The 13,078-nt window shown below is 64.7% G+C and carries 18 protein-coding genes; 7 read left to right on the plus strand and 11 right to left on the minus strand.

Annotated features, from left to right (window positions below):
- The 4 genes from paaD to paaA are packed head-to-tail and all read right to left on the minus strand — an operon-like array spanning nucleotide 1 to nucleotide 2,577.
- A complete protein-coding gene (gene paaD, locus NRS07_RS17475; RefSeq protein ID WP_259209243.1) occupies nucleotides 1-513 on the minus strand; it encodes a 1,2-phenylacetyl-CoA epoxidase subunit PaaD in 513 nt (170 codons plus the stop codon).
- The gene (paaC, locus tag NRS07_RS17480; RefSeq protein ID WP_259209244.1) at nucleotides 513-1,253 is read right to left on the minus strand and encodes a 1,2-phenylacetyl-CoA epoxidase subunit PaaC; all 741 of its coding nucleotides are present in this window, start codon (nucleotides 1,251-1,253) and stop codon (nucleotides 513-515) included. Before paaC ends, paaD begins: the two co-directional genes overlap by 1 nt.
- Nucleotides 1,254-1,282: 29 nt before the next feature.
- Nucleotides 1,283-1,567 (minus strand): 1,2-phenylacetyl-CoA epoxidase subunit PaaB, encoded by a 285-nt coding sequence (gene paaB / locus NRS07_RS17485; protein WP_259209245.1) that lies wholly within the window; start codon nucleotides 1,565-1,567, stop codon nucleotides 1,283-1,285.
- Nucleotides 1,568-1,587: 20 nt separating this feature from the next.
- Nucleotides 1,588-2,577 carry a 1,2-phenylacetyl-CoA epoxidase subunit PaaA gene (gene paaA / locus NRS07_RS17490; RefSeq protein ID WP_259209246.1) on the minus strand — a complete coding sequence of 330 codons (990 nt, stop codon included), beginning with the start codon at nucleotides 2,575-2,577 and terminating at the stop codon, nucleotides 1,588-1,590.
- Nucleotides 2,578-2,681: 104 nt separating this feature from the next.
- Between paaA and paaX the strand changes: the two genes are divergently transcribed.
- The 3 genes from paaX to NRS07_RS17505 are packed head-to-tail and all read left to right on the plus strand — an operon-like array spanning nucleotide 2,682 to nucleotide 5,067.
- A complete protein-coding gene (paaX, locus tag NRS07_RS17495; RefSeq protein WP_259209247.1) occupies nucleotides 2,682-3,608 on the plus strand; it encodes a phenylacetic acid degradation operon negative regulatory protein PaaX in 927 nt (308 codons plus the stop codon).
- A 51-nt stretch (nucleotides 3,609-3,659) separates the two neighbouring features.
- On the plus strand, nucleotides 3,660-4,814 hold the full coding sequence (locus tag NRS07_RS17500; RefSeq protein ID WP_259209249.1) for a M14-type cytosolic carboxypeptidase: 1,155 nt from the start codon (nucleotides 3,660-3,662) through the stop codon (nucleotides 4,812-4,814).
- Between the two features lie 13 nt (nucleotides 4,815-4,827).
- Entirely contained in the window at nucleotides 4,828-5,067 is a 240-nt protein-coding gene (locus NRS07_RS17505) for a hypothetical protein (protein ID WP_259209253.1), read from the plus strand.
- Between the two features lie 45 nt (nucleotides 5,068-5,112).
- Here NRS07_RS17505 and NRS07_RS17510 read toward each other — a convergent pair whose 3' ends face one another.
- From NRS07_RS17510 to pmbA, 3 genes are read right to left on the minus strand one after another with little or no spacing between them, the layout of a single operon-like run.
- Complete coding sequence (locus NRS07_RS17510; protein ID WP_259209255.1) at nucleotides 5,113-5,568, minus strand: DUF1801 domain-containing protein; 456 nt, start codon at nucleotides 5,566-5,568, stop codon at nucleotides 5,113-5,115.
- Between the two features lie 10 nt (nucleotides 5,569-5,578).
- Complete coding sequence (locus tag NRS07_RS17515) at nucleotides 5,579-5,821, minus strand: hypothetical protein (RefSeq protein WP_259209256.1); 243 nt, start codon at nucleotides 5,819-5,821, stop codon at nucleotides 5,579-5,581.
- Nucleotides 5,822-5,833: 12 nt separating this feature from the next.
- Nucleotides 5,834-7,186, minus strand: coding sequence for a metalloprotease PmbA (gene pmbA / locus NRS07_RS17520; protein WP_259209258.1), 1,353 nt, complete (start codon nucleotides 7,184-7,186; stop codon nucleotides 5,834-5,836).
- A gap of 105 nt (nucleotides 7,187-7,291) precedes the next feature.
- Between pmbA and yjgA the strand changes: the two genes are divergently transcribed.
- From yjgA to NRS07_RS17535, 3 genes are read left to right on the plus strand one after another with little or no spacing between them, the layout of a single operon-like run.
- Nucleotides 7,292-7,897, plus strand: a complete 606-nt coding sequence (gene yjgA / locus NRS07_RS17525; RefSeq protein WP_259209261.1) for a ribosome biogenesis factor YjgA — start codon at nucleotides 7,292-7,294, stop codon at nucleotides 7,895-7,897.
- Complete coding sequence (mog, locus tag NRS07_RS17530) at nucleotides 7,875-8,513, plus strand: molybdopterin adenylyltransferase (protein WP_259209263.1); 639 nt, start codon at nucleotides 7,875-7,877, stop codon at nucleotides 8,511-8,513. Before yjgA ends, mog begins: the two co-directional genes overlap by 23 nt.
- Before the next feature lie 18 nt (nucleotides 8,514-8,531).
- Nucleotides 8,532-9,206: an alpha/beta hydrolase gene (locus NRS07_RS17535; RefSeq protein ID WP_259209264.1), complete on the plus strand. Its 675-nt coding sequence runs from the start codon at nucleotides 8,532-8,534 to the stop codon at nucleotides 9,204-9,206.
- Here NRS07_RS17535 and NRS07_RS17540 read toward each other — a convergent pair.
- Nucleotides 9,203-10,528, minus strand: a complete 1,326-nt coding sequence (locus NRS07_RS17540) for an aspartate aminotransferase family protein (protein WP_259209266.1) — start codon at nucleotides 10,526-10,528, stop codon at nucleotides 9,203-9,205. The genes NRS07_RS17535 and NRS07_RS17540 overlap by 4 nt on opposite strands.
- A gap of 113 nt (nucleotides 10,529-10,641) precedes the next feature.
- Here NRS07_RS17540 and NRS07_RS17545 point away from each other — a divergent pair, with 113 nt between their 5' ends.
- A complete protein-coding gene (locus NRS07_RS17545) occupies nucleotides 10,642-11,196 on the plus strand; it encodes a carboxymuconolactone decarboxylase family protein (RefSeq protein WP_259209267.1) in 555 nt (184 codons plus the stop codon).
- A 24-nt stretch (nucleotides 11,197-11,220) separates the two neighbouring features.
- Here the strand turns inward: NRS07_RS17545 and NRS07_RS17550 are convergent, their stop codons facing one another.
- From NRS07_RS17550 to NRS07_RS17560, 3 genes are all read right to left on the minus strand, one after another.
- Nucleotides 11,221-12,069: a fumarylacetoacetate hydrolase family protein gene (locus NRS07_RS17550; protein WP_259209271.1), complete on the minus strand. Its 849-nt coding sequence runs from the start codon at nucleotides 12,067-12,069 to the stop codon at nucleotides 11,221-11,223.
- 77 nt (nucleotides 12,070-12,146) lie between these two features.
- Nucleotides 12,147-12,503 carry a cytochrome c family protein gene (locus NRS07_RS17555; protein ID WP_259209272.1) on the minus strand — a complete coding sequence of 119 codons (357 nt, stop codon included), beginning with the start codon at nucleotides 12,501-12,503 and terminating at the stop codon, nucleotides 12,147-12,149.
- Nucleotides 12,500-13,042 (minus strand): cytochrome c, encoded by a 543-nt coding sequence (locus tag NRS07_RS17560; RefSeq protein ID WP_259209274.1) that lies wholly within the window; start codon nucleotides 13,040-13,042, stop codon nucleotides 12,500-12,502. Before NRS07_RS17560 ends, NRS07_RS17555 begins: the two co-directional genes overlap by 4 nt.
- Nucleotides 13,043-13,078 lie beyond the last annotated feature (36 nt).

Below are 13,078 nucleotides of genomic sequence, written 5' to 3' on the forward strand. Positions count from 1 at the left end.
TTAGTGGCACTTGAAGTAGTCAAAGGGCTCGCGGCAGTCGAGGCACTTGTACAGGGCCTTGCACGGCGTCGAGCCAAATTCGCTGGTCAATTGGGTGTGCGGCGAGCCGCAGTTGGGGCAGGCCACGATCGGCGCGGCGCGGCGGCGAATGCCGGCGTGCAGGCCGCTGATGTCGATCGCCTGCTGGACGGGCGGCGCGATGCCGTAGCCCTTGAGGGCGGCCTTGCCGGCATCGCTCATCCAGTCGGTGGTCCAGGCCGGCGCCAGGCGGCTGACGATGCGTACGTCGTCGATGCCCTTGGCCTGCAGGGCTTCTTTGACCGAATCGGCAATCACCTGCATCGCCGGGCAGCCGGAATAGGTCGGGGTGATCGTCACGGTGCAGGTCTCGCCCTCGAAGGCGACGTCGCGCACGATACCCAGGTCCACCACCGAGATGACCGGAATCTCCGGATCGGCGACCTCGCCGAGCCAGTTCCAGACCTCGCCGGTGGTGATGCCCGACGCCGTCATTACCACTGCGCTCCCGGATAGGCGCGCTGCAAAAACTGCATCTCGGCCAGGATGAAGCCGAGGCGCTCGGTGTGGCGCCCCTGCTTGCCGCCGCGCTGCATCCAGGCGTCGGGCGATGGCATCGTCAAGGTCGCTTCGGCCAGCACCTCGGCCAGGTGCTCGAGATACTGGCGGCGCAGCGGTTCCGCGGCCGGGGCCACGCCCTGCTCCACCATCGCATTGTCGATCTCGTCGTAGAGGAACATCTCGCCGCTGTACATCCACAGGTCGTCGAGTGCGGCCTGCATCTTGGCGTGGCTGACATCGGTGCCGTCGCCCAGGCGCACCACCAGGTCGCCGGAGCGGCGCAGGTGGTAGGTCACTTCCTTGATCGACTTCTGGGCGATCTCGGCGATGCGGGTGTCGCTCGATCTGGCCAGGCCATCCATCAGGAAGTAGTGCCAGGTATCGAACAGAAACTGGCGCATCACGACCTCGGCATAGCTGCCATTGGGCTGCTCCACCAGCTGGCAGTTACGAAATTCCATGGCGTCGCGGTGGAAGGCCAGGCGGTCTTCGTCGCGTCCTGCTCCTTCGAGTTCGCCCGCATAGGTCAGCCACATGCGGGTCTGGCCCAGCAGGTCGAGCGCGACGTTCGACAGCGCCATGTCTTCTTCCAGCGCCGGGCCCTTGCCGCACAACTGGGACAGCTGCTGGGACAGGATCAGGGCGTTGTCGCCCTGGCGCAGAAGGTAGTCCATCTTTGCAGTGTTCACCATCACGGCCGCGCTCACAGGTTCTTGACTTCTTCCGGCATCGGGAAGAAGGTCGGGTGGCGGTATACCTTGCTGTTGGCTGGCTCGAACAGCGCCTCTTTGTCGGCTGGACTGGAAGCGACGATGTCGTTGGCACGCACAACCCAGATCGAGACGCCTTCGTTGCGGCGGGTGTAGACGTCGCGCGCGTTATTGACGGCCATCTCGGCGTCCGGTGCGTGCAGGCTGCCCACATGCTTGTGGGCCAGGCCGTGCTGGCTGCGGATGAAAACTTCCCACAGGGGCCATTCTTTGCTCATTATGTGTCTCCGGTCGTTTCTTATGCAGCGGCCCTGGCCGCGGCTTTCTTGTCGGCGTGGGCGACCAGCGCGTCGCGGAACCACTCGCCGTCTTCCCAGGCCTTGACGCGGGTGCGCAGGCGTTCGCGGTTGCAGGGGCCGTTACCCTTGAGGACGTTCTGGAACTCGCTCCAGTCGATCGCGCCAAAGTCGTAGGAGCCGCGCTCGGCGTTCCATTTCAGGTCGGGGTCCGGCACCGTCAGGCCCAGGTATTCGATCTGCGGCACGGTCTGGTCGACCATGCGCTGGCGCAGTTCGTCGTTCGAGAACAGCTTGATGCGCCAGGCCGCCGATTGCGCGCTATTGACCGATTCGGCGTCCGACGGGCCGAACATCATCAAGGACGGCCACCACCAGCGGTTGAGCGCATCCTGCGCCATCGCCTTCTGCTCGGAGCTGCCCTTGGCCAGGCTCATCATGATGTCGTAGCCCTGGCGTGCATGGAAGGACTCTTCTTTGCAGACCCGGATCATGGCGCGCGCATACGGGCCGTACGAACAGCGGCACAGCGGAATCTGGTTGATGATGGCCGAGCCGTCGACCAGCCAGCCGATGGCGCCCATGTCAGCCCAGCTCAGGGTGGGGTAATTGAAGATGCTCGAATACTTGGCCTTGCCCGAATGGAGCGCGGCGAGCAGTTCGTCGCGCGACACACCCAGGGTTTCGGCGGCGCTGTACAGGTACAGGCCGTGGCCGGCTTCGTCCTGGATCTTGGCCAGCAGGACCGACTTGCGCTTAAGCGTCGGCGCGCGCGTGACCCAGTTGCCCTCGGGGAGCTGGCCGACGATCTCGCTGTGCGCATGCTGCGAAATCTGGCGAATCAGGGTCTTGCGGTAGGCGTCGGGCATCCAGTCCTTGGCCTCGATCTTGATGCCGGCATCGATGCGCGCCTGGAACGCGGCTTCTTCAGCGCTCATGTCTTCTTCGGTACGGACTTTCTTGAGCCCGGTCTCCACCATCTGTGCGTACATGTCGGTTCTCCATTTGCAAACCTATCCAATCCATAATACGATACAAAAAATCAGATGTACACCAGAATTTTGAATCATATTGCGGCGAATCTCATGCAACTCATATGCCCCTAAGCGCAAGCGGCGACTGGATCGCCCACTTTCTCGCCAGCGACCCGCCGCGCCATAAATCGCTGGTGATGACGCTCTGCGGCGACGCCATTGCGCCGCATGGCGGCGCGTTCTGGCTGGGCAGCATGATCGAGCTGCTGGCCCCGCTCGGCGTGTCCGACCGGCTGGTGCGCACCAGCGTGTTCCGGCTGGTGCAAGAAGGCTGGCTCAGCGCCAGCCGCGAAGGCCGGCGCAGCCGCTATGCACTCGAGCCGACCGCCCTGCCGCGCTTCGAGCGCGCCAACCGCCGCATCTATTCGCCGCCGGGCCAGCACTGGGACGGTCGCTGGACGCTGGTGCTGGCCCCGACCAGCAGCATCGACGGCGACCTGCGCACCCTGCTGAGAAAGGAACTCGAATGGGAAGGCTTCGCCATGCTGGCCAGCGGCGTGATGGCGCATCCCGCGCCCAGCCGCGACACCCTGCACGAGGTGCTGGCGCGCTGCCAGGCCGCGGGCAAGGTCTTCGTCGTCGATGCGGCCGAGTTGCCCGGCAGTGGCTCGCGGCCCTTGCCGGAGCTGGTCGGCGACTGCTGGGATCTGTCCAGCGTCAGCGCCAGCTACCGCCAATTCATCGACGCCTACACCCCGGTGCTGGCCCTGGCTGAATCCGGCGCGATCACCGCGCCACAAGATGCCTTTGCGCTGCGCAGCTTGCTGATCCATTCGTACCGCCGGGTCCAGCTGCACGATCCGATGCTGCCGGTCGAGCTGCTGCCCAAGCCGTGGCCCGGCTCGGACGCCTACCGGCTGGCCAGGCAGATCTACCGCCTGACCTATGTGCAGGCGGAGCAGCACCTGATGGCCATGCTGCTGCATGAAGATGCCAGCACACCGGGCGCCAGCCGCGACTTCCATGAGCGCTTCGGCGGCCTCGATTGAGGCTTGCGGTATCATTTGACTTTCCGACATCATCCAACAACAGGACATACCATGTCTATCAAGATCAGCAGCCAGTTCGACGCCGGCGCCATCGAGGTCGTGAACGCCACCAGCGCCAACGCCATCGACCTGAACATCCGCAAGGACTCGCACGCCGAGATCATCCAGTGGTTCTATTTCCGCCTGCAGGGCGCGCAAGGCCAGGCCTGCACGATCCGCTTCCTTAACGCCGGCCAGGCCGCGTATCCGGCCGGCTGGGAAGGCTACCAGGCCATGGCCAGCTACGACCGCGTCAACTGGTTCCGGGTACCGACCAGTTTCGATGGCGACGTCATGACCATCGAACACACACCGGGCATGGACAGCGTCTACTACGCCTATTTCGAGCCGTATTCGTGGGAACGCCACCTGGAGTTGTTGGATCGCGCCCAGATGTCCGAGAACGTGCGCATGCTCGATCTGGGCTCGACCGTCGACGGCCGCGACCTGAACATGCTGGTGATCGGCGACGACTCGCAAGGCGAAGCTGCGCCGACAAAGAAGAAAGTCTGGGTCATCGCGCGCCAGCATCCGGGCGAGACGATGGCTGAATGGTTCGTCGAAGGCATGCTCGACGCCCTGCTCGACCCGGCCCATCCGTTTGGCCGCCAGCTGCTCAATGAAGCGGTGTTCTACGTGGTGCCGAACATGAACCCGGACGGTTCGGTGCGCGGCAACCTGCGCACCAACGCGGCCGGCGCCAACCTGAACCGCGAGTGGATGAACCCGACCATGGAGCGCAGCCCGGAAGTATTCCTGGTGCGCCAGAAGATGCACGAAATCGGCGTCGACATGTGCCTGGATGTACATGGCGACGAAGGCCTGCCCTATGTGTTCGTGGCCGGCAGCGAATCGCTCCCCACCTTCAGCGCCGACCAGATGGCGGCGCAGCAGCGCTTCATCGCCGACTTCAAGGTCGCCAGCCCGGACTTCCAGGACGTGCACGGCTACGGCGCGACGCCGTTCACCGAAGAAACGCTCACCATGGGTTCGCCGCACATCACCCATGCCTTCGGTTGCCTGTCCCTGACCCTGGAACTGCCGTTCAAGGACAACGCCAACGACCCGGACCCGCTGGTGGGCTGGGACGGCGCCCGCAGTGCGCGCCTGGGCGCCTCGGTGCTGCAGCCGGTACTCAATACCGTGCGCGCCCTGCGCAAGCAATAAGAAAGCGCGCACCATGACCGTATTTGCCGCATCCGTGTTCGACGCCACCGTCGTGTTCGACGGCCACGAACTGTTCAAGGGCCGCGGCTCGGCCCAGGCCTGGGCCGAGAAAGTGGCGAAGGAGCTCAATACCGAGGTACTGGTGGAGAAGCTCGGCACCGGCTGGGTCTTGAAGGCCACGGTCGATGGCGAGCCGCGCACCTGGGGGATTTACGGGCAGCGGCTCAGCCGGATCGAGCCGGCTGGCGGTTGACCGCCTGGCCGCCAGCCTCTGGGCCGGCGCTGTCAATGATTGCCGTCAGCCGCGGTCAAGCTGCGGCGCAGCTGCCGCGATCGGGCTGCCGTAGCGCGCCCGCGTGACAGCAATCGATTCGGCCACCATTTGTTCGAGCACGCCGGCGTCGACCTCGCCGAGGCGGCGCAGATACAGGCAGGCCTTGCCCATCTTGTGCCGGCCAAGCTGCTCGCGCAGGGCATCGAGGCGCTCCGGCTCGCAAGTCAGGTACAGGCTGATGTCGCCCTTGCGCGCGGCGAAGCAGGCCAGCGGCGCATCGCCTTCGCGGCCGCTGTCGTAGACATAGTGGTAGCTGCCGAAACCGACGATGCCGGTGCCCCACATGCGCCCTGGGGCGCCGGTAAGGCGGCCCATCATTGCGGCGATCGCCTCGCAATCGCGCCGGCGCTCTTCATCGACAATGGCATCGAGATAGGCACGCACGCTGGCATCGTTCGCCACCGTCTTGTTGGCAGCCATGGCGTGAGGCCTAAAGCCTGACGTCGAGGTGGGTGGCAACCCAGGCATGGGCATCCTCGACGTTGTCGAAATGCACGGTTGCCAGCGTGGTCTTGTCACCCGAGAGCAAGCTGGCGTAGACGCGCTTTTCGTCGTTGCTTGAGCTGAGCAGTTCGGATTGCGGTGCCAGCTCGACCGTGGCGACCAGGTCGAGGTTGAGCAGGACTGCCTTCTTCGGGACGTTGTCCTTGTCGATACGGATGAATTTGCTCATGGCGGTCTCCTGTCAGCAGCCGGCGATGACCATTTTCTCGATCAGGATCGAGCCGGTCGACTTGTTGCCGCGGGTGAGGACGTCGTTGCCGACGGCCACGATTTGCTGGAACATCTCGCGCATATTGCCGGCAATGGTGATTTCTTCCACCGGATATTGGATTACGCCGTTTTCGACCCAGTAGCCGGAGGCGCCGCGCGAATAGTCGCCCGTGACATAGTTGACGCCCTGCCCCATCAGCTCGGTAACCAGCAGGCCGGTGCCCATCTTGCGCAGCATGCCTTCGAAATCGTCGGCGCGTTTGGTCTGGGTCGATACCATGTCGAGATTATGCGAACCGCCGGCATTGCCGGTGCTGGCCATGCCGAGCTTGCGCGCCGAATACGAGGACAAGAAATAACCCTGTAGCACGCCATTGTCGACGACCTTGCGCCGCACGGTCTTTACGCCTTCTTCGTCGAACGGCGCCGAACCGACCGCGCCGATCAGGTGCGGATCTTCGACGATGTTGATATGGTCCGGGAACACCGGCTTGCCGAGCGTATCGAGGAGAAAAGTCGACTTGCGGTACAGCGCGCCGCCCGACACCGCCTGCACGAAGGCGCCAAGCAGGCCGGCAGCCAGCGGCGCCTCGAACAGCACCGGGCAGGTGCGGGTGTCTAACTTGCGCGCGTTCAGGCGCGCCAGCGCGCGTTCGGCGGCGTAGCGGCCCACCAGCTCCGGCTTGGCCAACTGCTTCGGGTCGCGCGCCGAGGTGTACCAGTCGTCGCGCTGCATCTTATTGCCCTTGCCCGCGATCGGCGCCACCGATATGGTGTGGCGCGAGAACGGATAGCCGCCGATGAAGCCGCGGCTGTTGGCGCTCACGAAGTGCGACTGCTGCAGGTAGACGCTGGCGCCTTCGCTGTTGGTGACGCGCGGATCGACCTCGAAGGCGGCGTTTTCGCAGCGCTGGGCCAGCTCGACGGCTTGCTCGGTGCTGATCTGCCACGGATAGAACAGGCGCAGGTCGCGCGGGTTCATTTCAAGTAGGTCGGCATCGGGCAGGCCCGAGCAGTCGTCTTGCGCGGTGAAGCGGGCGATGTTCCAGGCCGCTTCGACGGTATCCTTGAGCGACTTGGTGGAGAAATCGGAGGTATTCGCGTTGCCGCGGCATTGCCCGACATAGACGGTAATGCCGATGCCCTTGTCGCGATTTTGCTCGATCGTCTCGATCTTGCCTTTACGCACGGAAACTGAAAGACCGCTTCCTTCGCTGATGTCGACCGACGCATCGGTGGCGCCCTGCTCGCGGGCAAACGTCAACATGTCGCGGGCGAGCTGTTTCAGCTGGTCCTGGGTGTGGGTAAAAGCGGAGTCGTTCATATCGTGTTTTTCGTGGCCAGCCCTAAAACAGTTATCATAGCAGCCGTTTACAGTTTTTACTGATCGGCCCAGCGCCAATCGGATCATTCCGGAATTTCATCAAATATGCCTAATCCAAACCGCGGCTCCGTCGGCTTCCAGTCCAACGAGTTCGAGCAAGAATACGAACGCCCATCGAAGTCCGAGGCCAAGCGCCACTCGAACGAGCTGCAAAAGCTCGGCGAACAGCTGGTCGAAGCCGCGCGTGACCGGGTCAAGCGCGTCGAGATGCCGGAAGACGTGCGCGAGGCCATCCTCACCTGCCAATCCATCACCAACCACGAAGGCCGCCGCCGCGCCCTGCAGTTCGTGGGCAAGAAGATGCGCACGCTCGACGAAGAAGAAATCGCCGTCATCCAGCGCACCATCGACAGCTGGAAGGGCGCCTCCAAGGCAGAAACGGCTTCGCTGCACGCCCTCGAGCGCCGCCGCGAGAAGCTGCTGACCGACGACACGGCCCTGACCAAGCTGCTGGAAGAAAATCCGGAACTCGATGTGCAGCACCTGCGCACCCTGATCCGCAATGCGCGCAAGGAACAGGCTGAGTCCAAACCGCCGAAGGCCTATCGCGAAATCTTCCAGATTCTGAAAGACCTGAACAAGAAGTCCAAGCCGGCCAATGCCGAAGGCGACGACGAGGAAGCAATCGATGACGAGTCCGGCGACGAATAAGCACGACCAGGACGGCCACGTGCTCGTGATCGGCCTGGTGTCGGTATCCGACCGTGCCAGCGGCGGCGTCTACCAGGACAAGGGCATTCCTGCCCTGAGCGACTGGCTGGCGCAGGCCATCACCACGCCCTATCGGCTCGAGACGCGCCTGATCGCCGACGAGCGCGCCGAGATCGAACGCACGCTGCTCGAGCTGGTCGACAGCGTCGGCTGCCACCTGGTGCTCACCACCGGCGGCACCGGGCCGGCGCGGCGCGATGTCACGCCCGAGGCCACGCTGGCGGTGGCCACCAAAGAGATGCCCGGATTCGGCGAGCAGATGCGCCAGATCAGCCTGCGCTTCGTGCCAACCGCGATCCTGTCGCGCCAGAGCGCGGTGATCCGCGAGACGGCGAACCATGCGGCACTGATCATGAACCTGCCGGGCCAACCCAAATCGATCAAGGAAACGCTCGAAGGACTCAAGGACGAGGCCGGCGAAGTCGTCGTCGGCGGCATCTTCGCTGCGGTCCCCTACTGTATCGACCTGATTGGCGGCCCCTATATGGAAACCAATCCGGACGTGAGCAAGACCTTCCGCCCGAAGTCGGCGCTGCGTCCTGCCACGCCCACGTAACACTTCTTGAGGATGCACATGAACCAGCTGCTGGAAAACATCGAGATCGACACCGCGCCGAATCCGGAAATCGCCATCATCTGGCTGCACGGCCTGGGCGCCGACGGCAACGATTTCGTGCCGATGGTGCAAGAACTCGACCTGGCTGGCTTGCCGGGCATCCGGTTCGTCTTCCCGCACGCGAACACCATGCCGGTGACGATCAATGGCGGCTATGTCATGCGCTCGTGGTACGACATCGTCGCCACCGACCTGACCCGCCGCGAGGACGAAGGCGGCCTGCGCGCCTCGCAGCGCGACGTCGAAGCGCTGATCGCGCGCGAGAAAGCACGCGGCATCCCGGCCTCGCGCATCATCCTGGCCGGCTTCTCGCAGGGCTGCGCCATGACGCTGCAGGCCGGCATGCGCCATCCCGAAACGCTGGCGGGCATGCTGTGCCTGTCGGGCTACCTGCCGCTGGCGGCCAACGCCGGCGCCGAACGCACCGAACAGAGCCTGGCCACGCCGGTGTTCATGGCCCACGGCCGCCAGGACACCGTGGTGCCCTTCGCCCGCGCCCAGGAATCGGCCGAGATGCTGCGCCAGCTCGGTTACCAGGTCGAGTGGCACGAGTATCCGATGCCGCACTCGCTGTGCCTGGAAGAGGTGCGGGATATCTCGGCGTGGCTCAAGAAGGTGCTGGCAAAGCCCTAGGCCCGCAGGGCCGCCTCCACGGCATCGGCCAGCCGCGACACGATCTCCGACAGATCCGCCGCCGTCGCAATGAAGGGCGGCGCCAGCAGCACGTGGTCGCCAGCCTGGCCGTCGATGGTGCCGCCCATCGGATAGACCATCAGCCCGCACTCCATCGCCTTGGCCTTGATCGCCGCATGCAGCTTGCGCTCGGGGGCGAACGGGGTCTTGCTGGCGCGCTCCTGCACGAATTCCAGCGCCAAAAACAGGCCGCGGCCACGGATGTCGCCCACGTGCTCGTGGGTGCCGAAGACGTCGCCAAGCATGCGCCGCAGCGTGGCGCCGCGGCTGCGCACCCGCCCCAGCAAATCGTCGCGTTCGATCACCTTTTGCACCTCGAGCGCCGCCGCCGCCGCGACCGGATGGCCGATATACGTATGCCCGTGCTGGAATACCCCGCTGCCAGTGCGCAGGCAATCGACGATACCCTGGTGCGCCAGCACCGCGCCGATCGGCTGGTAGCCGGCGCCCAGGCCCTTGGCGATCACGATGATGTCGGGCGCTACGCCTTCCTGCTCGATGGCATACATGCTGCCGGTGCGGCCCATGCCGCACATCACTTCGTCGGCGATGAACAGGATGCGGTGGCGGTCGCAAATGGCGCGCACGCCCTGGAAATACCCCGCCGTCGGCGGGATTGCGCCGCCGGTCGCCCCCACCACCGGTTCGGCCACGAAGGCGATGATGTTCTCAGGGCCGGCCTCGAGGATGCGGGTTTCGAGTTCATCCAGCAGGCCGGCGGTGTAGTCGCCGACGCTCTGGTGGGCGGGGCGGCCGCGGTATTCGTAGCAGGGGCCGACCCGCACGGTGTCCATCAGCAGCGGCGCGAAGTCCTTGCGGCGCCATTCGTTGCCGCCGACCGCCAGCGCTCCCAGCGTATTGCCATGATAGCTCTGGCGACGCGCGACGAACAATCTGCGACCTGGTTCGCCCGCCTCTACCCAGTACTGGCGCGCCAGCTTGAGCGCCGTCTCCATCGCTTCCGAACCGCCCGAGACCAGGTAGACGCCTTTGAATTTCTGCGGCGCGCCGCGGATCAGGCGGTCGGCCAGTTCCTCGGCCACCTCGGTGGTGAAAAAAGCGGTGTGGGCATAGGCGCAGCGGTCGATCTGGCGGTGCATGGCGGCGATCACGTCCGGATGGCCGTGTCCCAGCGACGAGACGGCCGCGCCGCCGCTGGCATCGATATAGCTGCGGCCGACGCTGTCGCGGATGTGGATGCCGCTGGCGGACACCGCGAGCGGAGGAACCTGGCGCAGGTTGCGGTGGAGGATATGGCTCATGGCGCTTCCTTCGAAAAGAACGACTTTGACAATAAGCGTGCGGCGCGCCGGTTCTTTTGATTTTTACTGGACGCTATGCAATTATTTTCTAATTACAACATCGGTGTTTTTCCATGACCGACCGACTCGGACCGATCGCCCCCGACGCCATGACGCCGGCCCAGCGCGCGGCGGCGCAGGCCATCATCGACGGCCCGCGCGGCGCGCTCTACGGGCCGTTCGTGCCGCTGCTGCGCAGTCCCGAGCTGATGGAATACGCCCAGCGCATGGGCGAGTACCTGCGCTACCGCAGCGCGATCGGCGCCAGGCTCTCGGAGCTGGCAATCCTGGTCACGGCGCGCCAGTGGAACCAGCAGGTGGAGTGGGCGATCCATGCGCCAATCGCGGCGCAGGTGGGCATTCCGCACTCGGTGATCCATGCGATCGCGCTACGGCAGCGGCCCGCGGACATGCTGGTGGACGAAGCGGTGGTGCACGACTTCTGCGTCGAGCTGCACGAAGGAAAATCGGTCTCGGACCGGGTGTATGCCGATGCGCTGGCGCTGTTCGGAGAACAGGGCGTGGTCGACCTGATGGGGGTGAACGGGTACTACACCTTCCTGGCGATGGTGATGAACACGGCCAGGACGGCGGTGCCGTGGTGTGCGGTGGAAGCGCTGCCGGACTAGCCGCCCTGGCAGCGCCAGGCCTGCTTACTTCGGGTAGGCCACCACTTCGGCCTGTTGCTCGCCCAGTCCCGCGATTCCCAATCTCAGCTGGTCGCCCTTCTTCAGGAAGCGCTGCGGTTTGCGGCCCATCCCCACGCCCGGCGGAGTGCCAGTGGTGATGATGTCACCTGGCTCGAGCGTCATGAAGCGCGACACGTAGCTGACGATTTGCGCCACCGTGAACACCATGGTGGAGGTGTTCCCGCTCTGCATGCGCTTGCCGTTCAGTTCCAGATACAGGTCGAGGTCCTGCACGTCGAACACCTCGTCGCGCGTGACCAGGAAGGGACCGACCGGACCGAAGGTATCGCAGCCCTTGCCCTTGTCCCACTGCGAGCCCATCTCGAACTGGAAGGCGCGCTCGGACACGTCGTTGACCACGCAGTAGCCAGCCACGAAGTTCAGCGCTTCTTCTTCGCTCACATACTGCGCGCGGGTGCCGATGACCACCCCCAGCTCGACTTCCCAGTCGGTCTTTTTCGAGCCCTTGGGCAGCTGGATCGGATCGTCCGGGCCGGACAGGCTGCTGATCGCCTTGGTGAAGAACACCGGTTCGGCCGGCACCGCGGCGCCGGTCTCCGCGGCATGATCGGCATAGTTCATGCCAATGCCGATGAACTTGCCGACGCCTTTCACCGGCACGCCCAGGCGCGGGTTGCCGCGCACCAGCGGCAGCGTTTTCCAGTCGAGCTTTGCCAGCTTGCGCAAGGCCTTGTCGGACAGGACCGACCCGTCGATGTCATCGATTACCGTGGACAGGTCGCGCAGGCGGCCTTCTTCGTCGAACAGGCCCGGCTTTTCCTTGCCTGGGCGGCCATAGCGCACCAATCTCATTGTTGTCTTCCCGTGAGTAGTCAAGCCCGCAGCGGGCCGAGGCGGCGATGATACCAAGGATCGGTGCGGCCGGCGCCTCAGAGCATCAAGAGGTAAGCGCTCATGTCGATGGCATCGCGTTCGCTCACGCCCATGTTGGGCATGGCCGAATGCGGGTTGATCGCTTGCGGGTCGCGAATCCAGCGCACCAGGTTGGCCTGGTTGTTCTCCAGCGTTCCAGCCAGTACCTTGCGCTTGGAAAGGTCGGACAGCGGCCGGCCGACATAGACCTTGGAGCCGGGAACGGCCGGAATCATGTGGCATGACTGGCAGGCGTACTGGGTCAGCGCGATCTTGCCGCGCAGCGGATCGCCCTCGACGCCGGGACTCGGAACCGGCACGCAGCCGGCCAGCGCCGGCAGCAGCAGGCAAAGGAAGCATTGCAGCGGCTTCATGGCGCTACCTCCGTGGCAGTGGCCGCACGAAAATCGTCGGCGCTCATTGACGACATGGTCTTGACAAACGCCACCACGGCCCAGATGTCGTCGTCGGGCAGGTGGTATTCCCAGGCCGGCATGCCGCTCATCTTGATGCCGTTTTTCGTAACCCAGTACAGCTCGCGCGGCTGCCAGCGCAGGGTGGCATCGACCAGCGGGCCGGGAATCGGCTGCATGCTCATGCCGAAGGTCGACTGCGCGACGCCAGGGCCGCCGTGGCACTGCAAGCAGTGGTCGCGATAGACCTGGGCGCCGCGCTGCAACTGCTGCGCGCCGCCCCAAGGCGGCACCTTTACATCCTGGGCATGGTTCTGGACCGACCGCGTCATGCCTTCTTCCAGCACCGTGTAAATGAAGGGGAAGTGCTGGGCGGTGGCCCCGATGTTATACCAGCCGCCGTACAGCATGGCGAGACCGGCCGCGCCTGCAGCGACCCCGGCAGCGAGCAGCGTAAGTACGGCGGTCCTGGCGATCAGCCGGTGGCGGTTGGAGAGCATGCTGGAGGGGAGCGTCCGATTGGATATGTTAAAAAA

Source organism: Massilia sp. H6 (assembly GCF_024802625.1).
Taxonomy (GTDB): domain Bacteria; phylum Pseudomonadota; class Gammaproteobacteria; order Burkholderiales; family Burkholderiaceae_D; genus Telluria.